20 protein-coding genes are annotated in these 20,781 nt (G+C 61.2%); 14 read left to right on the top strand and 6 right to left on the bottom strand.

The window, feature by feature from the left end; all coding sequences use genetic code 11:
• Positions 1-143: 143 nt before the first annotated feature.
• On the bottom strand, positions 144-512 hold the full coding sequence (locus tag B1722_RS07725; protein WP_041070557.1) for a YkgJ family cysteine cluster protein: 369 nt from the start codon (positions 510-512) through the stop codon (positions 144-146).
• Positions 513-813: 301 nt separating this feature from the next.
• On the opposite strand from B1722_RS07725, the gene B1722_RS07720 reads away from it, so the two are divergent.
• Positions 814-2,163: an MFS transporter gene (locus B1722_RS07720; protein WP_086792082.1), complete on the top strand. Its 1,350-nt coding sequence runs from the start codon at positions 814-816 to the stop codon at positions 2,161-2,163.
• A 185-nt stretch (positions 2,164-2,348) separates the two neighbouring features.
• Here B1722_RS07720 and rapA read toward each other — a convergent pair whose 3' ends face one another.
• Complete coding sequence (gene rapA, locus B1722_RS07715) at positions 2,349-5,195, bottom strand: RNA polymerase-associated protein RapA (protein WP_041070553.1); 2,847 nt, start codon at positions 5,193-5,195, stop codon at positions 2,349-2,351.
• Between the two features lie 252 nt (positions 5,196-5,447).
• On the opposite strand from rapA, the gene B1722_RS07710 reads away from it, so the two are divergent.
• The 3 genes from B1722_RS07710 (at position 5,448) to ccoM (ending at position 6,325) form a co-directional block, all read left to right on the top strand.
• Complete coding sequence (locus B1722_RS07710; RefSeq protein ID WP_003222394.1) at positions 5,448-5,789, top strand: hypothetical protein; 342 nt, start codon at positions 5,448-5,450, stop codon at positions 5,787-5,789.
• Positions 5,790-5,901: 112 nt separating this feature from the next.
• Positions 5,902-6,063, top strand: a complete 162-nt coding sequence (locus B1722_RS29560) for a hypothetical protein (RefSeq protein ID WP_086792081.1) — start codon at positions 5,902-5,904, stop codon at positions 6,061-6,063.
• A gap of 148 nt (positions 6,064-6,211) precedes the next feature.
• Positions 6,212-6,325, top strand: a complete 114-nt coding sequence (gene ccoM / locus B1722_RS29990) for a cytochrome c oxidase subunit CcoM (RefSeq protein ID WP_041070550.1) — start codon at positions 6,212-6,214, stop codon at positions 6,323-6,325.
• A 1,081-nt stretch (positions 6,326-7,406) separates the two neighbouring features.
• Here the strand turns inward: ccoM and B1722_RS07700 are convergent.
• The 4 genes from B1722_RS07700 to B1722_RS28805 form a co-directional block, all read right to left on the bottom strand.
• Positions 7,407-8,882 carry an inorganic phosphate transporter gene (locus tag B1722_RS07700; RefSeq protein ID WP_007963152.1) on the bottom strand — a complete coding sequence of 492 codons (1,476 nt, stop codon included), beginning with the start codon at positions 8,880-8,882 and terminating at the stop codon, positions 7,407-7,409.
• Positions 8,879-9,130: a hypothetical protein gene (locus B1722_RS28810; protein ID WP_140395992.1), complete on the bottom strand. Its 252-nt coding sequence runs from the start codon at positions 9,128-9,130 to the stop codon at positions 8,879-8,881. Before B1722_RS28810 ends, B1722_RS07700 begins: the two co-directional genes overlap by 4 nt.
• Positions 9,131-9,258: 128 nt before the next feature.
• Complete coding sequence (locus B1722_RS07695) at positions 9,259-9,459, bottom strand: hypothetical protein (RefSeq protein ID WP_003222398.1); 201 nt, start codon at positions 9,457-9,459, stop codon at positions 9,259-9,261.
• 483 nt (positions 9,460-9,942) lie between these two features.
• Positions 9,943-10,122 (bottom strand): hypothetical protein, encoded by a 180-nt coding sequence (locus tag B1722_RS28805; RefSeq protein ID WP_140395991.1) that lies wholly within the window; start codon positions 10,120-10,122, stop codon positions 9,943-9,945.
• Here B1722_RS28805 and pcaR point away from each other — a divergent pair.
• From pcaR to pcaD, 10 genes are all read left to right on the top strand, one after another.
• Positions 10,111-10,953, top strand: a complete 843-nt coding sequence (gene pcaR / locus B1722_RS07690) for a pca regulon transcriptional regulator PcaR (protein ID WP_041070522.1) — start codon at positions 10,111-10,113, stop codon at positions 10,951-10,953. The two genes, B1722_RS28805 and pcaR, sit on opposite strands and share 12 nt — an antisense overlap.
• A gap of 294 nt (positions 10,954-11,247) precedes the next feature.
• The gene (locus B1722_RS07685) at positions 11,248-12,594 is read left to right on the top strand and encodes an MFS transporter (RefSeq protein ID WP_086792080.1); all 1,347 of its coding nucleotides are present in this window, start codon (positions 11,248-11,250) and stop codon (positions 12,592-12,594) included.
• 264 nt (positions 12,595-12,858) lie between these two features.
• Positions 12,859-13,716: a CoA transferase subunit A gene (locus B1722_RS07680; RefSeq protein ID WP_041070518.1), complete on the top strand. Its 858-nt coding sequence runs from the start codon at positions 12,859-12,861 to the stop codon at positions 13,714-13,716.
• Positions 13,716-14,495, top strand: a complete 780-nt coding sequence (locus tag B1722_RS07675; protein WP_041070516.1) for a CoA-transferase subunit beta — start codon at positions 13,716-13,718, stop codon at positions 14,493-14,495. The genes B1722_RS07680 and B1722_RS07675 overlap by 1 nt, the downstream gene beginning before the upstream one ends.
• Complete coding sequence (gene pcaF / locus B1722_RS07670; protein ID WP_174376848.1) at positions 14,492-15,697, top strand: 3-oxoadipyl-CoA thiolase; 1,206 nt, start codon at positions 14,492-14,494, stop codon at positions 15,695-15,697. The genes B1722_RS07675 and pcaF overlap by 4 nt, the downstream gene beginning before the upstream one ends.
• A gap of 37 nt (positions 15,698-15,734) precedes the next feature.
• Positions 15,735-16,439 carry a protocatechuate 3,4-dioxygenase subunit beta gene (gene pcaH, locus B1722_RS07665; RefSeq protein WP_041070512.1) on the top strand — a complete coding sequence of 235 codons (705 nt, stop codon included), beginning with the start codon at positions 15,735-15,737 and terminating at the stop codon, positions 16,437-16,439.
• A gap of 1 nt (position 16,440) precedes the next feature.
• Positions 16,441-17,007 (top strand): protocatechuate 3,4-dioxygenase subunit alpha, encoded by a 567-nt coding sequence (pcaG, locus tag B1722_RS07660; protein ID WP_003222412.1) that lies wholly within the window; start codon positions 16,441-16,443, stop codon positions 17,005-17,007.
• A gap of 259 nt (positions 17,008-17,266) precedes the next feature.
• Positions 17,267-18,562, top strand: coding sequence for an MFS family transporter (locus B1722_RS07655; RefSeq protein WP_041070509.1), 1,296 nt, complete (start codon positions 17,267-17,269; stop codon positions 18,560-18,562).
• A 46-nt stretch (positions 18,563-18,608) separates the two neighbouring features.
• Positions 18,609-19,973, top strand: a complete 1,365-nt coding sequence (locus tag B1722_RS07650) for a 3-carboxy-cis,cis-muconate cycloisomerase (protein WP_086792076.1) — start codon at positions 18,609-18,611, stop codon at positions 19,971-19,973.
• A gap of 12 nt (positions 19,974-19,985) precedes the next feature.
• Positions 19,986-20,777 carry a 3-oxoadipate enol-lactonase gene (gene pcaD / locus B1722_RS07645; protein WP_086792074.1) on the top strand — a complete coding sequence of 264 codons (792 nt, stop codon included), beginning with the start codon at positions 19,986-19,988 and terminating at the stop codon, positions 20,775-20,777.
• Positions 20,778-20,781 lie beyond the last annotated feature (4 nt).

Here is a 20,781-nt window from a genome sequence, read left to right as displayed (position 1 = left end):
TCCCCGTCTCTGAAGTCGTCCCTTCTGCGTCAGAAACGCAGGCGAATGAGAGGAGTATAGAGGCGGTTTTTATCGTGCAAGCGATAGTGGCATATTGGCGCCAACCATTTCGGCATGAGCCTCATAGCGATTGGCGCTAAGCGTCAGGCGCTCTGGTCGTAGGGGATCTGATTCCAGTCCTTCTCGAGGGGCGGCAAGCCGAAGCGGGCGCGGGCCTTGTCGCAATCGACATTCTGTTCGCCGTTCTCCCAGGACGATTCGAATTCGCGGCAGGGGCTGGAGCGCTGCTCATAAATCGAGCACTGCACCTGACTGCCCACCTCGCCGACCAACGCCGTACAACGCGGTGATTTGCAGTCGGTGCCGTTCATCGCCACCCGGCTGGGGCTGATCTGCGTCACCAACTCATCGGGCACTGTGCCGCCGGAGGAGGCGCATTCACCCCAGAAAAAAGACACGCGAAAATGGGAACAGCAGGCACCGCAATTCAGACACGGACTGACTTCGGACATTAGGAGGGCATCAAAGGAGTTGATCGGCGAATCCGGACGGATCCGGCGGCTATTCTAGGCTTCGCCATGAACTTGGGAAGGGGGGCGCGAAAGTATTTTTTTGTAGCCGGGTTTTGCCGCTAAACCCCCGGTTTACGGGGGATTGCCGCGTTATCAAGGGCTTACGTTTCTTTACAGTGCCATGGCTCATTATCAGCTTGACGAATGATCACAGACAGCTACGCACCGCCTGTCTAGATTGCAGGTTCCGGGCTCGGATGCGTCGGCAGTGAAGCCCTCATAACAATAAAGAGACGGACCCATGCAGAACTCGACCCAAGCGGCGAATGCCTGGCGCATTCTGTTCCTGTTGTTCCTTGCCAACCTGTTCAACTTCTTCGACCGCACCATTCCGGCGATCATCATCGAGCCGATCCGCATGGAGTGGCACCTCAGTGACTTTCAACTGGGGATCGTCGGTACCGCGTTTACCCTGGTTTATGCGATTGCCGGTCTGCCTTTAGGCCGCATGGCCGACACTGGCTCGCGCAGCAAACTGATGGGCTGGGGCCTGGCGACCTGGAGCGCACTGACGGCGGTCAACGGCCTGGTTGGCAGTTTCTGGAGCTTTCTGTTGGTGCGCATGGGGATCGGCATTGGCGAAGCCAGTTATGCACCGGCCGCCAACTCGCTGATCGGCGACCTGTTCCCGGCGCACCGCCGGGCGCGGGCCATGGGCATTTTCATGCTCGGGCTGCCCTTGGGATTGTTGCTGGCGTTCTTCACCATCGGTGCGATGGTCAAGGCGTTCGACAGCTGGCGTGCGCCGTTCTTTATCGCGGCGGTGCCGGGGCTGATCCTCGCGGTGTTCATGTTCTTCATCAAGGAACCCAAGCGCGGCGCGGCGGAAACCGTGCAGGTGTCCCAGGATAAAGTCGACAGGCCGATCCGCCGTGTCCTCGCCGTGCCGACATTCCTGTGGCTGGTGATGGCAGGCTTGTGTTTCAACTTCGCCACCTATGCCTGCAACTCGTTTCTGGTGCCGATGCTGCAGCGGTATTTCCTGATGCCGTTGCAGGACGCGGCGGTGGCAACCGGGGTGATTGTGGGGATCACCGGGTTGATCGGCCTGACACTCGGCGGCTGGCTCGCTGACAAGATTCATCAGCGAGTCGCCAACGGCCGGCTGCTGTTTGCCGGCTTCAGTCTGATCATCTCGACCCTGTGCACGGCCTGGGCGTTGCACGCCGGACGGGTCGAGATTGGCGTGTTCGTCGCGGTGTTCAGCGTCGGCTGGCTGTTTGCCTATAACTTCTACACCTGCGTGTACACGGCGATCCAGGACGTGGTCGAGCCGCGCCTGCGAGCGACGGCGATGGCGTTGTTCTTTGCCGGGCTGTACTTGCTCGGCGGTGGATTGGGGCCGGTGGTGGTGGGGGCCTTGTCCGATCACTTCGCCAAGTCGGCGATGCTTTCGACGGGGGCTGAGCAGATGACCGAGGCGTTCAAGGCTGTCGGCCTGCATGACGCGATGTATCTGATTCCGGTGGCGCTGTTCTTGACCATGGTGTTTCTGTTTCTGGCCGCGCGGTGTTTTGTGCGGGATGCACAGCGGATGAAGGAGGGGTTGGTGGCAGTGGTTGAGCCTGATGTTTCTGTGGCGACTGCATGATTGCTATCGCTGGCAAGCCAGCTCCCACAGTGACCGAGTCACACGCATAATTTGTAAACACTCCAAACCCTGTGGGAGCTGGCTTGCCAGCGATGGGGCCATCAGCATCAGCTGATAAATACCATGCAAACAAAAAGGCCCGCATCACTGCGGGCCTCTTCATTTATAGCGGTAGAGCAAGGGGCTTAACCCGCCACCAGTACCCGAATCGCTTCCAGACGCAGCGCCGCTTTATCCAGCATCGCCAGACCCTGCTCACGCTGCTGGCGCAACGCATCGAGTTCGCTGTCGCGCACGGTCGGGTTGACCGCTTGCAACGCGGTCAGGCGCGCCAGTTCTTCTTCGGTGTCGGCTGCCAGACGGCGCCGGGCCTCGGCCACGCGCTCGGCGTGACGCGGAGTGACCTTGTCTTCACCCGCGTTGATCCGAGGCGTCAGCTGATCGCGCTGGGCCTGGATGAACTTGTTGGCGCTGGCGCGAGGTACGCTTTCCAGTTGATCGTTGAGGGTTGCGAACGAGACCCGTGGCGACAGGTCGTTACCGTTGGCATCGAGCAGGCAGCGCAAGGCGGCCGGTGGCAGGTAGCGGCCCAGTTGCAGCGAACGCGGGGCAACCACTTCGCTGACATAGAGCAGTTCCAGCAGCACGGTGCCCGGTTTCAGTGCCTTGTTCTTGATCAGCGCGACGGCGGTGTTGCCCATCGAACCGGACAGCACCAGGTCCATGCCGCCCTGCACCATCGGGTGTTCCCAGGTGATGAACTGCATGTCTTCGCGCGACAGCGCCTGGTTGCGGTCGTAGGTGATGGTCACACCTTCGTCGTCGCCCAGCGGGAAGCTGGCGTCGAGCATCTTCTCGCTCGGCTTGAGGATCAGGGCGTTTTCCGAGTGGTCTTCGCTGTCGATGCCGAACGCATCGAACAGGGTTTCCATGTAAATCGGCAGGGCGAACTGGTCGTCCTGTTCAAGGATCGCCTCGACCAGCGCATCCCCTTCGCCAGCACCGCCGGAGTTGAGTTCCAGCAGACGGTCGCGACCGGTGTGCAGCTCTTGTTCCAGACGCTCGCGCTCGGTGCGGGCCTCGTCGATCAGTGCTTGCCACTCGCCGTCATCGGCTTCTTCGAGCAGCGGCAGCAGGCGCGGGCCGAACTGATGCTGCAAGGCGTTGCCGGTCGGGCAGGTGTTGAGGAACGCGTTCAATGCTTCGTGGTACCACTGGAACAGACGCTCTTGCGGGCTGGTTTCCAGGTACGGCACGTGCAGTTCGATGATGTGCTTCTGGCCGATCCGGTCGAGACGACCGATGCGCTGCTCGAGCAGGTCCGGGTGCGATGGCAGATCGAACAGCACCAGGTGATGAGCGAACTGGAAGTTGCGACCCTCACTGCCGATTTCCGAGCAGATCAGCACTTGCGCGCCGAACTCTTCGTCGGCGAAGTAGGCGGCGGCGCGGTCACGCTCAAGGATGTTCATGCCTTCATGGAACACCGTGGCCGGAATGCCGGAACGCACGCGCAGGGCATCTTCCAGGTCCATCGCGGTTTCGGCGTGGGCGCAGATCACCAGCACTTTGGTGCGCTTGAGCATTTTCAGCTGATCGATCAGCCACTCGACGCGCGGGTCGAATTTCCACCAGCGCTCTTCTTCGCTGGCGTCCGGCTGGGCCTGGAAGCTGACTTCCGGGTACAGCTCGGCGTGATCGCCCAGCGGCAGTTCGAGGTATTCGTCCGGGCATGGCAGCGGGTAAGGGTGCAGTTTACGCTCGGGGAAACCCTGCACCGCGGCGCGGGTGTTACGGAACAGTACGCGGCCGGTGCCGTGGCGGTCGAGCAGCTCACGCACCAGACGGGCGCTGGCTTCGCTGTCGCCATCGTTGACCGCGGTCAGCAAGGCTTCGCCTTCGTTGCCGAGGAAACCGTGGATGGTCTTGTGCGCTTCCGGCGACAGGCGCCCCTTGTCGAGCAGTTCCTGAACGGCTTCAGCCACCGGGCGATAGTTCTCGCTCTCGGCGCGGAACGCGGCCAGGTCATGGAAACGGTTCGGGTCGAGCAGGCGCAGACGGGCGAAGTGGCTGTCCTGACCGAGTTGTTCCGGGGTCGCGGTGAGCAGCAGTACACCGGGAATCACTTCCGCCAGTTGCTCGACCAGCGCGTACTCCGGGCTGACCTTGTCTTCATGCCACACCAGGTGATGGGCTTCGTCGACCACCATCAGGTCCCAGCCGGCGGCGAACAGTGCATCCTGCGCCTTCTCGTCTTCGACCAGCCATTCCAGGGCAACCAATGCCAGCTGGGTGTCTTCGAACGGGTTGGTGGCATCGCTTTCAATGAAGCGTTCTTCGTCGAACAGCGCGACCTGCAGGTTGAAGCGGCGGCGCATTTCCACCAGCCACTGGTGCTGCAGGTTTTCCGGCACCAGAATCAGCACGCGATTGGCGCGGCCCGAGAGCAGTTGGCGATGGATCACCAGACCGGCTTCGATGGTTTTCCCCAGACCCACTTCGTCTGCCAGCAGAACCCGTGGCGCGATGCGGTCGGCGACTTCACGGGCGATGTGCAACTGGTGCGCGATCGGTTGCGCACGCACGCCGCCCAGGCCCCAGAGCGAGGACTGCAATTGGCGGCTGGTGTGTTCCAGGGTGTTGTAGCGCAGGGAGAACCATGGCAGCGGGTCGATCTGTCCGGCGAACAGACGGTCGCTGGCCAGACGGAACTGAATGAAGTTCGACAGCTGGGTTTCCGGCAGGGTGACGGCTTCGTTCTGCCCGTTGAGACCGTGATAGACCATCAGCCCGTCGACATCGTCGACTTCGCGCACGGTCATCTTCCAGCCTTCGAAGTGAGTAATGGTGTCACCCGGCGAGAACCGAACGCGGGTGAGGGGCGCATTCCGTAGCGCGTACTGGCGGGTTTCGCCAGTGGCCGGGTAAAGCACGGTCAACAAGCGGCCGTCCTGTGCCAGAACGGTGCCTAAACCAAGCTCTGCTTCGCTGTCACTGATCCAGCGTTGCCCCGGTTGATACTGCTGCGCCATGCTGCCTGACTCCCACCTTGAAAAAGCGGGCTATCTTAACGGAATGCAGGCTTCAGGGCCAAAGATTACTGGGCAGAAGCTGCCGCAGACAGCGATCTTCTGATCTTTGGAAACACTTGAGTTTTGTGATGTCCGATTAAAAGATCGCAGCCTGCGGCAGCTCCTGCAGTGCCAACCCGATCACAGATTTGCGACGGATGGCTCAAGGCGCCTTTGCCGCAGCCGATAGCCTGCTGACAGGAGACCCTTTATATGCTGCCACCGATGCTCCCCCTGAGCGCTGTGCCGATCACTTCCCAGCAGGATCCGATTCGCCAGCGGCCGGACATTCCTCCGGTGGTGCCGGTGCAGGAAAGCTCCAACGAAAGCACGATCGACCTGCAAAAGCGCGACCCGGAAGAGGACCGTCTGCTGGCGCGCGAAGAACAGCGCCGTCAACAGGAACGCGATCGGCGACGTCGCGAAGCCGACGAAGACCCGGAGGAGCATCTGGCCGTGCCGGGGACCGAGCTCAATGCCGACAACACTGTGCCGGTGGTGCCGCTGATGGAAGATCAGCCGCGCCAGGGCTTGTGGGTCGATATCGAGATCTGAGTCCGCCGATTTACACGAATTGTTGTCGGGTGCTGGTGTCAGGCTGCATGATTGGCGCAGCCCTGCCGCTGATGCGGCAGTTGTGTTTTCTTCAAATGATGCGCTGAACGCCATGAGCCAAGATGAAAAACTGATCGACCTCGGCACTGAACGCGCCAAGCGTGTGCATGATCTCAACGAAAAGCGCCTGAACGAAGTGCGCAAGGCCTTCGAGCAGGCCATGCCGTTGGGAAAAACCCAGAAAAAGCCGAAAAAGAAACCGAAAAAGCGTTGATCTTCCCCTGCATCCTTTGATGCAGGTCAGTTATTTTCCCGCCTTTATCCTCTGTGTTGACCGGACTTGATCCTGGTCAATTTCTGCGCCTGCGCGATTGGTTAACTTAGCTCCATCGCAGCAAAGCAGGGGCCAGGAGGCCACAGTCATGTTTTTCGATAACGTGGTGTTTGCCGGGGTTCTGACCGTAGGTCTCATGGTTCTGTTTTTTGCAGGGTTTGGATTTTTTATCTGGAAGGACGCGCATAAGCGCAAGAAGTAGTCCTTTCTGGATTGAATGAGCACGCAAGGCATTTTGGGCGACTTCGGTTGCCCTTTTTTTTTGTCTTGGCGGCCTCTGGGCCGACCATGTTCTTGGGGTTCTGGGTGTAGATCCGTTTCTGCGGGTGTTGCTTATTACGGTTCCGCCCTTACGGCGGGTCACCTTTTCCAAACGCCGAAAAGGTAACCCAAAAGGCTTTACCCTGACGTTCGGCCCTCGCTTAGGCTCGGGTTCCTTCGCTACGGGATTCATCCGGGGGCAGCGCCTACGGTTTGCTTCGCTGCACCTCCTCTCGCTGTGTTTGGCTGCGCCAAACGGTCGCTGCGCTCCCACCCCCGGATAAATCCCTCCACTCAGCCTGCCGACGGGCCCTCAGATCAAAAGCGGTACTCGAGCTAACGCTCATCGTGTTGAGTGGGGCGGCCTCGCCGCATGGGGTGTGCACGAATAAAGTTGTGGGAGCTGGCTTGCCAGCGGCGGCGGCCTGACAGCCGACCAATTTCTAACTGATGGCACCCGATCCCACTGTGGGAGCTGGCTTGCCAGCGCTGGCGGCCTGACAGCCGACCAATTTCTAACTGATGGCACCCGATCCCACCGTGGGAGCTGGCTTGCCAGCGATGGCGGCCTGACAGCCGACCAATTTCGAACTGAAGACACTCAATCCCATGTAGGAACTGCCGAAGGCTGTGATCTTTTGACCTGGCTTTGGCTTTGGCTTTGGCTTTGGCTTTGGCTTTGGCTTTGGTTTTGGTTTTGGTTTTGGCTTTGGCTCTTGATGTGGCTTTTGATCTTCAGCCCCTTCGGCAGGCCGAGCGAAGGTGTCCATCCGGGGGGTAGGCGCGCAGCGCCGTGCGGCGAAGCCGCATACATCGAGAGGAGGTGCAGCGAAGCAAACCGTAGGCGATGCCCTCGGATGGACACCGTAGCGAGGGAACACTGAGCCTAAGCGAAGTGCCGCACGCCGTAAGGGCGGAACCGTAATCAGCAACACCCGCAGCAACGGATATGCTCACAAATCCAAACCCAAAAAAAAGGCGCGATCCTCACGAATCACGCCTTTCTCATGCACCGCTGTCTATCAGCTACCCAGCGCTTTGGATGCCAACCAGAACAACCCAGCCGACAGCGCCACCGTCGCCGGCAAGGTCAGAACCCACGCCAGCAAAATGGTGCGAACAGTCCCGCCTTGCAGGCCGCTCTTGTTGGCGACCATGGTGCCCGCCACGCCCGAGGACAGCACGTGAGTGGTCGATACCGGCAGACTGAAGATGTTGGCCATACCGATCAAACTGGCGGTAGTGATCTGCGCCGACATGCCCTGGGAATAGGTCATGCCTTGCTTGCCGATCTTCTCGCCGATGGTCAGTACCACGCGTTTCCAGCCAACCATGGTGCCCAGGCCCAAGGCCAGCGCGACCGCCAGAATCACCCAGAACGGGGCGTATTCGGTGGTGGTGGTCAGGTCTTTGCGCAGTTTGTCCAGGTCAGCCTTTTCACGCGCTTCCAGGCCTGGCAGCTTGCCGACTTTCTTCGCAGTGTCGTCCAGGCACAGCAGGTAGCGGCGCACTTCGATGCGGCTTTCCGAGGACAGCGAATGGTAGTCCGCTACACCTTTGAGCGTATCGAGCAGGGCGTTGATGGTCGGTTCGGTCTGCTGCGGGTTGCAGCGGAATTTCTCCGGCAGGTCGCCTTCAACACTTTTGCCCAGGGCCAGGAATTCGCCCAGGGAATCGGCATTGCGCTTGTAGAACTGGCTCAGGTGCAGGGTCGCATCACGGGTGCGTTCGATCTGGTAAGTGGTGCTGCTCAGGTCGAGGACGAACTGCGCAGGCACGATACCGATCAACACCAGCATGATCAGGCCGATGCCTTTCTGGCCATCGTTGGAGCCGTGCACGAAGCTCACGGCCATGGCCGAGATCACCAGGACCAGGCGGTTCCAGAACGGCGGATGTTTCTTGTCGTCGATCTTGCGGCGCTGTTCCGGGGTCTTGTGCATCTTCGACAGCGGGCGCCACCACTTCAGGCCGATCAGGATCAGCGCGGCGATCAGGAAGCCTGCCATTGGCGAGAACACCAGCGAGGCGCCGATGTCGATCGCTTTCTGCCAGTTCACACCGTCGGCCAACGGGATGTTGTTGATCAGGGCGTTGGCCAGGCCAACGCCAAGGATCGAACCGATCAGGGTGTGGGAACTGGAGGCCGGGATACCGAAGTACCAGGTGCCCAGGTTCCAGGTGATCGCCGCGGCGAGCAACGAGAACACCATTGCCAGGCCATGGCCGGTGTTCACATTGATCAGCAGTTCTACCGGCAGCAGGTGAACAATGGCATACGCCACGCCAACGCCGCCCAGCAACACGCCGAGGAAGTTGAACACACCGGAGAAGAACACCGCCAGGTGAGGCGGCATGGCTTTGGTGTAGATAACAGTGGCTACCGCGTTAGCGGTGTCATGAAATCCATTGATGAACTCGAAGGCGAGGACAAACGTCAGGGCGAGCAAGAGGCTCACAAGCACCCAAGCATCCAGTCCGCTGAATAAATCGATCATGAAGGTTTTCTGACCCGGTCATAAGGGGGCGCGATTATGCCAGAAAAGACTGGAAATCGATCCCCTACCTGCTCATCGGTAGCAATCAATGTCGAATTAAATTGTTGCAAGGTGCAAAGCCCGAGTGTGTTGCAGGGTTTTTCAAGTGTTTGATTCTCTTGAAAAAAACCTTCAGGCAGCAGGCGTTTCGTCGAGTGCGCGAGGGCCTCAAACGCTTGTGTGAAATATCTCTGAAACGAGTCAGACACGCTCCTTTCCCGCACAACACGGGGGAGGTGGCCGCTGCCCGCGGATAGCGGGCGCGCAAGGCATTGTCGGGTCACCGCGCTTGTAGCCGGTGGCGACGCAGACCCTCGAAAAACTCACAGTCGCCCGTTCATGGCTCTTCGGTTTTGAGTTCTTCTTCCATCTTTTTCAGTTCTTGCTGGAAAACCTGATCCTGAACAGTGGGGCGTTTACGCCATGCTTTGCGTTCCGGTTCCGGTTGAGCGGCGTAGGTGGTGACTTCCCCGCCGTAAACTTCCTTGTAACGTTGTTCCTGGCGCTCAAGTTCCGCGCGCAGTTCGTCTTTCGTCACAGTGCTACCTGTTTGAGTTGAGATGAATGTCTGGTGAAACGCACGGCAACGAGTCGATTGAGCGCGTCCACCGAAAGGTCATGCCCGTAAAGGCATTGGAGTTATCGGCAGGGCGGTCAAGACTTCCATGTTGCAGGCGGCTGCGACACCAGATTAAAACTGAACGCAGCATCAGTTGCCTGTTTCAGCGGGCGCTGTCGTTGCATGAGTCATGCGCGTCAGCGCTGGCCGGAGCTGTCGGCGATTGGCATCGCTTCGGCAGGTGGCGGCTTCGGTGAATAAAACCGGCCCCACTGAGAGGCATTATAGCGGTCGATTCGGGATTGACTATCTTTGCCAAGTTAAAAACGGTTCCGGATGTGTGATTGTTTTTGTGACTGACAATTTTTATCGCTAGTTGAAATCCGCTGAAACCTTTATGCGCCCAGCGTTGTGTTTCTGACGCCATTAAGTCGAACAACTAACGCACGATGGAAAGTTGGATTAATCCGTTCCATGGTCGATCAGGCAAACCATGAAGAGCCTGTGCCGCGGATTGCGATAATCGGTCGACGGTTCGATAATCGCCCAATCTTGGCGTCCCGGTCCTTGTGCATTTGCCGGCGAGCCGCTTGTATAGCCATTGATCCGCGCCGCAAAAAAGGACAAGAAATGAACGATCAAATGCGCAACTCCTTCACCTCCGTGGCGCCGCCGATCGTCGCGTCGCCAGCCAAGCGTATCCAGGCGCTGACCGGCGATCCGGATTTCATGACCTCGCTGGCCCGTGGCCTGGCAGTGGTGCAGGCGTTCCAGGAGCGCAAGCGGCACCTGACCATCGCCCAGATCAGCCATCGCACGGAAATTCCCCGCGCCGCCGTGCGCCGTTGTCTGCACACCTTGATCAAACTGGGTTACGCCACCACCGATGGCCGTACTTACTCGTTGTTGCCCAAAGTGTTGACCCTCGGCCACGCATATCTGTCGTCGACGCCGCTGGCGGTCTCGGCCCAACCGTACCTCGACCGCATGAGCGAGCAACTGCACGAAGCCTGCAACATGGCCACGCTCGAAGGTGACGACATTCTGTACATCGCCCGTTCGGCAACCACACAACGGCTGATCTCGGTGGATCTGTCGGTGGGCGGGCGTCTGCCGGCCTATTGCACTTCGATGGGCCGTATCCTGCTGGCGGCGCTGGACGACACTTCGTTGCGCGAATACTTAGACCATGCCGAACTGGTGGCCAAGACCAGCCGCACCCTGCATACCCCGGAAAGTCTGCTCGCATGCCTGCAGGAAGTGCGGCAACAGGGCTGGTGCATCGTCGATCAGGAGCTGGAGCAGGGCCTGCGCTCGATTGCGGTGCCGGTCTACGACGCGTCGGGCCAAGTGGTGGCGGCGCTCAACGTCAGTACCCACGCCGGCCGCGTCAGCCGCACCGAACTGGAACAACGCTTCCTGCCGGGCCTGCTCAGCGCCAGCCGCGACCTCAGCGCACAACTGTTCGCCTGATGAAGCTGTTCGATAAACGCACAGTGTTGCGTTTATCGAATTGACGCTAAAACCCTCGGATCATTAATGTCGCGGCAGCGTCATCCGGCGCCGATATGAATGAGCCTGCCGGATTGTCGACTCCCATAATAATGACAAGAGGCAACTCACCATGCGCATGCTCCCCGACTGTCTCAGCTCCGTTCCCTGTTGCCGGATTCACCGCAACGCCTGATCCCGACCTTCTATTCTTGTGACCGTGCCGCTCTCTGGCCGGCCGCCGTTCGACTGCGTTTTTTGCGTGGAATAAAAATAATGAACCAGCCTCAGTCCGCTGTAGGTAACTGCCTCGACGTGCAGACCTTCATCAATGCCCAACCGATCTCGCGCTATCAGTGGCGGGTGGTGATCCTGTGTTTCCTGATTGTGTTTCTCGATGGCCTCGACACAGCGGCGATGGGCTTTATTGCCCCTGCGCTGTCTCAGGATTGGGGCATCGACCGCGCCAGCCTCGGCCCGGTGATGAGTGCCGCGTTGATCGGCATGGTCTTTGGCGCTCTGGGTTCGGGCCCTCTGGCGGACCGTTTCGGGCGCAAAGTGGTACTGGTCGGCGCGGTGCTGCTGTTCGGCGCTTTCAGCCTGGCCTCGGCCTACAGCACCAACGTCGAGCAATTGCTGGTGCTACGTTTTCTGACCGGTCTCGGCCTGGGCGCCGGCATGCCCAACGCCACCACGCTGCTCTCGGAATACACCCCGGAGCGCAAAAAGTCATTGCTGGTGACCAGCATGTTCTGCGGCTTCAACCTCGGCATGGCCGGTGGCGGATTCATTTCGGCGAAGCTGATCCCGGCGTTCGGCTGGCACAGCCTGCTGCTGATCGGCGGGATCCTGCCGCTGATCCTCGCGGTGGTGCTGCTGTTCTGGCTGCCGGAGTCGGCGCGTTATCTGGTGGTGCGCAATCGCGGCACCGACAAAGTGCGCAAGACCCTGTCGCCAATCGATCCGGTCGCCGTGGCGCAAGCCTCGAGTTTCAGCGTTCCGGAGCAGAAAACCGTCAAGGCGCGCAACGTCTTCGCGGTGATTTTCTCCGGCACTTACAGTGTCGGCACTTTGTTGCTGTGGCTGACCTACTTCATGGGCCTGGTCATCGTCTATCTACTGACCAGTTGGCTGCCGACCCTGATGCGTGACAGCGGCGCGAGCATGGAGCAGGCGGCGTTTATCGGCGCGTTGTTCCAGTTCGGCGGGGTGTTGAGCGCGGTCGCTGTCGGCTGGGCGATGGATCGCTTCAATCCGCACAAGGTCATCGGCACGTTCTACCTGCTGGCCGGGGTGTTTGCTTACGCGGTGGGGCAGAGCCTGGGCAATATCACATTGCTGGCGACCCTGGTGCTGGTGGCAGGGATGTGCGTCAACGGTGCGCAATCGGCGATGCCTTCGCTGGCGGCGCGGTTTTATCCGACGCAAGGGCGGGCGACCGGGGTGTCGTGGATGCTCGGGATTGGCCGGTTCGGCGCGATTCTCGGGGCGTGGATGGGCGCGACGTTGCTGGGGTTGGGCTGGAACTTCGAACAGGTGCTAACGGCGCTGGTGATTCCGGCGGCGTTGGCGACCACGGCGGTGGTGATTAAAGGTGTGGTCAGTCATGCGGATGCGACCTGATATTTCGATGTAAAGCGAAAAGATCGCAGCCTTCGGCAGCTCCTGCATGTGAACGCGTAACCCTGTAGGAGCTGCCGCAGGCTGCGATCTTTTGGCGGTCAACACGGAACGATAGGGTGATAACAATCCGTTCGATAAACGAACACTCAGTCGATTATCGGATTGTTTGGCGATTTTCAGCGGCTTAATCTGCAGTGACTCCGGCGCTGAACCTCGCGCCTTTTTCTCACTGGCGATTCACTACAAAAAACGGGAGCCCGCTCCATGGCTGAGATCCTTTCGCTGCACGACGCGGTGAAGCAATTCGTCAACGACGGCGACACCGTCGCGCTCGAAGGCTTCACTCACCTGATCCCTACGGCGGCGGGTCATGAAATCATTCGTCAGGGCAAGAAAGATCTGACCCTGGTGCGGATGACGCCTGACCTGATCTACGACCAACTGATCGGTGCCGGTTGTGCACGCAAGCTGATCTTTTCCTGGGGCGGCAACCCCGGTGTGGGTTCGCTGCACCGCCTGCGCGATGCGGTCGAGAAGCAATGGCCGCATGCCCTGGAAATCGAAGAGCACAGCCACGCCGACCTGGCCAACGCCTACGTCGCCGGCGCTTCCGGCCTGCCGTTCGCCGTGCTGCGGGCCTACGCCGGTTCCGACCTGCCGAAGGTCAATCCGCTGATCAAATCCGTGACCTGCCCGTTCACCGGTGAAGTGCTGGCCGCGGTGCCGTCGGTGCGTCCGGACGTGACCGTGATCCACGCGCAGAAAGCCGACCGACAAGGCAACGTGCTGTTGTGGGGCATTCTCGGGGTGCAGAAAGAAGCCGCGCTGGCAGCCAAGCGCTGCATCGTCACGGTCGAAGAAATCGTCGACAACCTCAACGCGCCGATGAACGCTTGCGTGCTGCCGACCTGGGCCTTGAGCGCGGTCTGCCATGTACCCGGCGGCGCGCATCCGTCCTACGCCCACGGTTACACCGAGCGTGACAATCGTTTCTATCAGGCGTGGGATCCGATCGCCCGTGACCGTGAGACGTTTACCGCGTGGATCAACGAATACATCCATGGCTGCGCTGACTTCAGCGCGTTCCAGGCCAAGTTGGCCGCTGCTTCGGAGGCCAAGTAATGACTTACACCACCAATGAAATGATGACCGTCGCTGCGGCCCGTCGCCTGAAGAACGGCTCGGTGTGCTTCGTCGGCATCGGCCTGCCGTCGAAAGCCGCCAACCTCGCGCGCCTGACGTCGTCGCCGGACGTGGTGCTGATCTATGAATCGGGCCCGATTGGCGCCAAGCCAAGCGTGCTGCCGCTGTCGATCGGTGATGGTGAACTGGCGGAAACCGCCGACACCGTCGTGCCGACCGGTGAGATTTTTCGCTACTGGCTGCAGGGCGGGCGCATCGACGTCGGTTTTCTCGGCGCCGCGCAGGTCGACCGTTTCGGCAACATCAACACCACCGTGGTCGGCGACTATCACGCACCGAAAGTACGCCTGCCGGGTGCCGGTGGCGCGCCGGAAATCGCCGGTTCGGCGAAGAGCGTGTTGATCATCCTCAAGCAGTCGGCGCGTTCGTTCGTCGACAAGCTCGACTTCATTACCTCGGTCGGGCATGGCGAGGGCGGCGATTCGCGCAAGCGTCTGGGCCTGCCGGGTGCCGGTCCGGTCGGGATCATCACCGACCTGTGCATCATGGAACCGGAGCAGGGCACCCACGAATTCGTGGTCACCGCTCTGCATCCGGGCGTGACCCGTGAACAAGTGGTCGCCGCCACCGGTTGGGCCATTCGTTTTGCCGACAACGTGGAAACCACGGCTGCGCCGACCGAGACCGAACTGACCGCGCTGCGCGATCTCGAAGCGCGCACCGCCGCCGCCCACGGCCAGGCACCGGGAGAAGCATGATGCGTGACGTGTATATCTGCGATGCAATCCGTACGCCCATCGGCCGTTTCGGCGGTGGACTGGCCGCCGTCCGTGCCGACGATCTGGCCGCTGTGCCGATCAAGGCACTGATGGAACGCAATCCTTCGGTGGACTGGAATGCAATCGATGAAGTGTTCCTCGGCTGCGCCAACCAGGCTGGCGAAGACAACCGCAACGTGGCGCGCATGGCGCTGCTGCTGGCGGGCTTGCCGGAGAGCGTGCCGGGGGTGACCCTCAACCGTCTGTGTGCTTCGGGCATGGACGCGATCGGCACCGCGTTCCGTGCGATTGCCAGCGGCGAGATGGAGCTGGCGATTGCCGGTGGCGTCGAGTCGATGTCCCGCGCGCCGTTCGTGATGGGCAAGGCGGACGCAGCGTTCTCGCGCAACATGAAACTGGAAGACACCACCATCGGCTGGCGTTTCATCAACCCGCTGATGAAGGCCCAGTACGGCGTCGATGCGATGCCGCAGACCGCCGACAACGTCGCCGACGACTATAAGGTGTCGCGCGCCGACCAGGACGCGTTCGCCCTGCGCAGTCAGCAACGCACGGCTGCTGCACAAGCGGCGGGCTACTTTGCCGAAGAAATCGTCGAAGTGCGGATCGCCCACAAGAAGGGCGAAACCGTGGTCAGCCAGGACGAACATCCGCGCGCCGACACCACGCTTGAAGCGTTGGCCAAATTGAAGCCGGTCAACGGCCCGGACAAGACGGTTACCGCTGGCAACGCGTCCGGCGTCAACGACGGTGCTGCTGCGCTGATTCTCGCGTCTGCCGAAGCGGTGAAAAAACACGGCCTGACAGCACGGGCCAAAGTGCTGGGTATGGCCAGCGCCGGTGTTGCACCTAGGGTGATGGGCATCGGCCCGGTGCCGGCGGTGCGCAAACTGATCGAGCGCCTCGGCGTGGCGGTCAGCGATTTCGATGTGATCGAACTCAACGAAGCCTTCGCCAGCCAAGGCCTGGCGGTGCTGCGTGAATTGGGTCTGGCGGATGATGCGCCGCAGGTCAACCCGAACGGTGGCGCGATTGCCTTGGGCCATCCGTTGGGCATGAGCGGCGCGCGCCTAGTGCTGACGGCGCTGCATCAGCTGGAAAAGACCGGCGGCCAGAAAGGTCTGGCGACCATGTGCGTCGGCGTCGGGCAGGGTCTGGCCCTGGCCATCGAACGCGTCTGACGCAGCGCGTCGACTGATAAGAACAGAGGAAAGCGAAATGACTGACAAGCCTGGCTACCGTCGTCCGCAGGAAGGCACCCAGCCTGAGTACCTGCACCCGACGTATCAATCCACCAACCTGCGCTCGCCGTCCAAGCCGTTGGTGTTTCTGCCGCATTCGTTGTCGGAGATCACCGGCCCGACTATCGGTGCCGAACGTGTCGCCGACAAGGACAACGACCTGACCGCCCAGCACGACGGCGAGCCGTTGGGCGAGCGCATCATCATTCACGGCCGTGTGCTCGACGAAAACGGTTTGCCGGTGCCGGGGATTCTGGTGGAGATCTGGCAGGCCAACGCCGCCGGTCGCTACAACCACAAGCGCGACCTGCACGACGCGCCGCTGGACCCGAACTTCACCGGCACTGGCCGCACCGTGACCGATGCCGACGGCTGGTATCAGTTCCAGACCATCAAGCCCGGTGCCTATCCGTGGGGCAACCACCACAACGCGTGGCGCCCGGCGCACATCCATTTCTCGCTGTTCGGGCCGAGCATTCTCACCCGCCTGGTGACGCAGATGTATTTCCCCGGCGACCCGCTGCTGGCCTACGACCCGATCTACAACTGCGTGCCGGACACTTCGGCCAAGGAACGTCTGATCGCCGCTTTCGATCTGGAAAAAACCATTCCGTCCTACGCCCTCGGCTATCGCTGGGACATCGTCTTGCGCGGCCGCGACGCCACGCCGATGGAGAAATAAGATGACGCTGACTGCCACCACGTCCCACACCGTCGGGCCGTACTACCACATCGGCCTGACCTGGCTGAACCGCGAAAACCTCGCGGTCGAACAAACCCTCGGCGAGCGCGTGGCGATCACCGGCCAAGTCGTTGACGGCAACGGCGATGTGGTCAACGACGCGATGCTCGAAGTCTGGCAGGCCAACGCCGCTGGCAAGTACGCGCACCCGGAAGACGAGCAGGACAAACCGCTGGACCCGCATTTCGAAGGTTTTGGCCGGGTGCCGGTGGACGCCGAAGGGCGCTTCCGTTTCACCACGATCAAACCGGGCACGGTCGAAGGCCTGAAGGGCTCGACCCAGGCCCCGCATCTGGTGGTGCTGGTGTTTGCCCGTGGTCTGGTCAAGCACTTGCTGACACGCATCTACTTCGAAGGCGACCCGGCGAACGTGAATGATCCGCTGCTGGAATGTGTGCCGGCGGAGCGCCGCGGGACGTTGCTGGCGAAGCCGGATGCGGCGGGGGTTTATCAGTGGAATGTGATTTTGCAGGGCACTGAGGCGGAGACGGTGTTCTTCGATTATTAAGATCAAAAGATCGCAGCCTCATGGCTGGCGATCGTCTGTGGCGAGGGAGCTTGCTCCCGCTGGCTTGCGCAGCAAGCCCAAAGCCGAGGTACGCAGTGAATCAGGTTATCTGCGTTATCTGGTTTACGACTGCTTCGCAGTCGAGCGGGAGCAAGCTCCCTCGCCACAGGATTGTGTAACGCCCTGCTAATGTATCTGTGGAACGGGACTGTTGCGAAGTGTGTCTAGACTCTCACCTGTCCCTTCAGAGTAAAAAACAATGACAACTACCACCGCTCATTACACCGGCGAAGAGCGCAGCAAGCGCATCTTCGCCATTGTCGGTGCCTCGTCCGGCAACCTGGTCGAATGGTTCGACTTCTACGTCTACGCCTTCTGCGCGATCTATTTCGCTCCGGCGTTTTTCCCCTCCGACAACCCCACGGTGCAACTGGTCAACACGGCCGGGGTGTTCGCTGCCGGGTTTCTGATGCGCCCGATTGGCGGCTGGATCTTCGGGCGGCTGGCGGACAAGAAGGGCCGCAAGACCTCAATGATGATTTCGGTGCTGATGATGTGCTTCGGCTCATTGCTCATCGCCTGCCTGCCGACTTACGCCAGCATCGGCGTCTGGGCACCGCTGCTGTTGCTGTTCGCGCGTCTGCTGCAAGGTCTGTCGGTGGGCGGCGAGTACGGCACCACCGCCACCTACATGAGTGAAGTCGCGCTCAAGGGCCAGCGCGGCTTTTTCGCCTCGTTCCAGTACGTGACGCTGATTGGTGGGCAACTGCTGGCGGTGTCGCTGGTGGTGATCCTGCAACAGTTCCTCAGTGAAGATGAACTGCGTGCTTACGGCTGGCGGATTCCGTTTGTGGTCGGTGCGGTGGCGGCGGTGATTTCACTGTTCCTGCGTCGTTCGCTGAAAGAAACCACCAGCAAGGAAATGCGCGAGAACAAGGACGCCGGCAGCATCCGCGCGCTGTTCCGTGATCACAAGGCCGCGTTCATCACCGTGCTCGGTTACACCGCCGGTGGCTCGCTGATTTTCTACACCTTCACCACGTACATGCAGAAGTACCTGGTGAACACCGCCGGCATGCACGCCAAGACCGCCAGCTACATCATGACCGGCGCGCTGTTCCTGTACATGTGCATGCAGCCGCTGTTCGGCATGCTCGCCGACAAGATCGGTCGACGTAATTCGATGCTCTGGTTCGGCGCGCTCGGTACGTTGTTCACCGTGCCGATCCTGCTGAGCCTGAAAAGCATCAGCAGCCCGATTCTGGCCTTCGTGCTGATCACCGTGGCGCTGGCGATCGTCAGTTTCTACACCTCGATCAGCGGCCTGGTGAAAGCCGAAATGTTCCCGCCGGAAGTCCGCGCCCTCGGCGTCGGTCTGGCCTACGCGGTGGCGAATGCGATCTTCGGCGGTTCGGCGGAATACGTGGCCCTGAGCCTGAAAGCCGGGGGCATGGAAAACGCCTTCTACTGGTACGTCACGGTGATGATGGCGGTGGCGTTCCTGTTCAGCCTGCGCCTGCCGAAACAGGCGGCGTACTTGCACCACGATCTGTAAACCGATGTGCGCGGGCCGCATTGGCCCGCGCCGGCAAGGACTGTTTATGACTCAGCGACCGGGCAATCAATTGTTCGATGCCTACTTCACGGCCCGCGATATGCGCGAGGTGTTCTGCGATCAGGGCCGGGTGCAGGCCATGCTCGATTTCGAAGCGGCGCTGGCCCGGGCCGAGGCGCGGGTCGGGGTGATTCCGGCGTCCGCTGTCGCGCCGATTGCCGCCGCCTGCGACGCCGGTCTGTATGACTTCGCGGCGCTGGGCGAGGCGATTGCCACGGCCGGTAACTCGGCGATTCCACTGGTCAAGGCATTGGGCAAGCAGATCGCCGCGCGCAGTGCCGAGGCCGAGCGCTATGTGCATCTGGGCGCTACCAGTCAGGACGTGATGGATTCCGGGCTGGTCCTGCAATTGCGGCAGGCGCTGGCACTGATTGAAAGCGACCTGGCAGCGCTGGCCGATTCGCTCGCCACCCAGGCCCAACGGCATTCGGCGACGCCATTGGCCGGGCGCACCTGGCTGCAACATGCCACGCCGGTCACCCTCGGGATGAAAATCGCCGGATGGCTCGGTGCGGTGACCCGCAGCCGTCAGCGTCTGCGCGAACTCAAACCGCGCCTGCTAGTGCTGCAATTCGGCGGCGCTTCCGGCACCCTCGCGGCGCTCGGCGAGCAAGCGCTGCCGATCGCCCAGGCGCTGGCAGAAGAGCTGCAACTGAGCTTGCCTGAGCAACCGTGGCACACTCAGCGGGATCGCATCGTCGAGTTCGGCGCGGTGCTTGGTTTGATCGCCGGCAGCCTCGGCAAACTCGGGCGCGACGTCAGTCTGTTGATGCAGACCGAAGCGGCGGAGGTGTTCGAGCCGTCGGCGCCGGGCAAGGGCGGTTCGTCGACCATGCCGCACAAGCGCAATCCGGTGGGTGCGGCGGTGTTGATCGGCGCGGCGACGCGGGTGCCGGGGCTGGTCTCGACGTTGTTCAGCGCCATGCCCCAGGAGCACGAACGCAGCCTCGGTCTGTGGCATGCCGAATGGGAAACCCTGCCGGAGATCTGCTGCCTGGTGTCCGGTGCGCTGCAACAGGCGCGCTTGCTGGCCGATGGTCTGGAGGTCGATGCCGAGCGCATGGCGCGCAATCTCCAATTGACCCAAGGGCTGGTGCTGGCCGAAGCGGTGAGCATCGTCCTCGCCCAGCGTGTCGGCCGCGACACCGCGCACCATTTGCTCGAACAATGCTGCAAACGCGCGGTGGCCGAACAGCGCCACCTGCGTGCGGTACTTGGTGACGAGCCGCAAGTGACCGCCGAACTGAGCAGCACCGAGCTGGATCATCTGCTCGACCCCGCGCATTACCTCGGCCAGGCGCAAACCTGGGTCGAGCGCGCGGTGGCCGAACACAACGCATTGTCTGTCTGAAAGGAGAGGGCTGTGGCTTTCGTTCAACTCGCCGATGGCGAACTGCATTACGTCATGGAAGGCCCGGTCGATGCGCCGGTGCTGGTGCTGTCCAATTCGCTGGGCACCAACCTGCACATGTGGGACGCGCAGATGCCGGCGTTCACCGAGCACTTCAGGGTGCTGCGTTTCGACACCCGTGGTCACGGTCAATCCCTGGTGACGCCGGGGCCGTACAGCATCGAGCAATTGGGCCACGATGTGCTGGGTCTGCTGGATGCGCTGCACATCGAGCGCTCACATTTCTGCGGACTGTCGATGGGCGGCTTGATCGGCCAGTGGCTGGGGATCAATGCCGGCCACCGTCTGCACAAACTGATCGTGTGCAACACCGCGGCGAAGATTGGCGATCCGTCGGTGTGGAATCCACGCATTGACACCGTGCTGCGTGATGGCCCGGCGGCGATGGTCGCCCTGCGTGATGCGTCGATTGCCCGTTGGTTCACCCCGGACTTTTCCGCGGCCAATCCGGCTGCAGCGAAGAAGATCACCGACATGCTAGCGGCCACTTCGCCTGAAGGTTATGCGGCCAATTGCGCGGCGGTGCGCGACGCCGATTTCCGCGAGCAACTGGCGTCGATCAACCTGCCGCTGCTGGTGATTGCCGGCACCGAAGATGCGGTGACGCCACCGTCCGGTGGGCATTTCATTCAGGAGCATGTGCGCGGCGCCGAGTACGCCGAGTTCCATGCCGCGCACCTGTCCAACGTGCAGGCGGGTGCCGCATTCAGTGATCGTGTGTTGGCGTTTCTGAACGCTCAGTGAGGAA

The organism is Pseudomonas sp. SCPG-7, assembly GCF_002156405.1.
In the GTDB taxonomy this organism is placed as follows: Bacteria; Pseudomonadota; Gammaproteobacteria; order Pseudomonadales; family Pseudomonadaceae; genus Aquipseudomonas; species Aquipseudomonas parakoreensis.
Note: the sequence above shows the minus strand (reverse complement) of the source record. Positions and strands in the feature narration are given on the sequence as shown.

Bases quoted from the DNA above. Each gene is read 5' to 3' on its own strand.
- B1722_RS07710 (WP_003222394.1), top strand. From the start codon at position 5,448: ATGCTGCCACCGATGCTCCCCCTGAGCGCTGTGCCGATCACTTCCCAG.
- B1722_RS07675 (WP_041070516.1), top strand. From the start codon at position 13,716: ATGACTTACACCACCAATGAAATGATGACCGTCGCTGCGGCCCGTCGC.
- B1722_RS07720 (WP_086792082.1), top strand. From the start codon at position 814: ATGCAGAACTCGACCCAAGCGGCGAATGCCTGGCGCATTCTGTTCCTG.
- ccoM (WP_041070550.1), top strand. From the start codon at position 6,212: ATGTTTTTCGATAACGTGGTGTTTGCCGGGGTTCTGACCGTAGGTCTC.
- pcaF (WP_174376848.1), top strand. From the start codon at position 14,492: ATGATGCGTGACGTGTATATCTGCGATGCAATCCGTACGCCCATCGGC.
- B1722_RS07655 (WP_041070509.1), top strand. From the start codon at position 17,267: ATGACAACTACCACCGCTCATTACACCGGCGAAGAGCGCAGCAAGCGC.
- B1722_RS07700 (WP_007963152.1), bottom strand. From the start codon at position 8,882: ATGATCGATTTATTCAGCGGACTGGATGCTTGGGTGCTTGTGAGCCTC.
- pcaH (WP_041070512.1), top strand. From the start codon at position 15,735: ATGACTGACAAGCCTGGCTACCGTCGTCCGCAGGAAGGCACCCAGCCT.
- B1722_RS29560 (WP_086792081.1), top strand. From the start codon at position 5,902: ATGAGCCAAGATGAAAAACTGATCGACCTCGGCACTGAACGCGCCAAG.
- B1722_RS07650 (WP_086792076.1), top strand. From the start codon at position 18,609: ATGACTCAGCGACCGGGCAATCAATTGTTCGATGCCTACTTCACGGCC.
- B1722_RS07680 (WP_041070518.1), top strand. From the start codon at position 12,859: ATGGCTGAGATCCTTTCGCTGCACGACGCGGTGAAGCAATTCGTCAAC.
- pcaR (WP_041070522.1), top strand. From the start codon at position 10,111: ATGAACGATCAAATGCGCAACTCCTTCACCTCCGTGGCGCCGCCGATC.
- B1722_RS07725 (WP_041070557.1), bottom strand. From the start codon at position 512: ATGTCCGAAGTCAGTCCGTGTCTGAATTGCGGTGCCTGCTGTTCCCAT.
- rapA (WP_041070553.1), bottom strand. From the start codon at position 5,195: ATGGCGCAGCAGTATCAACCGGGGCAACGCTGGATCAGTGACAGCGAA.
- pcaG (WP_003222412.1), top strand. From the start codon at position 16,441: ATGACGCTGACTGCCACCACGTCCCACACCGTCGGGCCGTACTACCAC.
- B1722_RS07685 (WP_086792080.1), top strand. From the start codon at position 11,248: ATGAACCAGCCTCAGTCCGCTGTAGGTAACTGCCTCGACGTGCAGACC.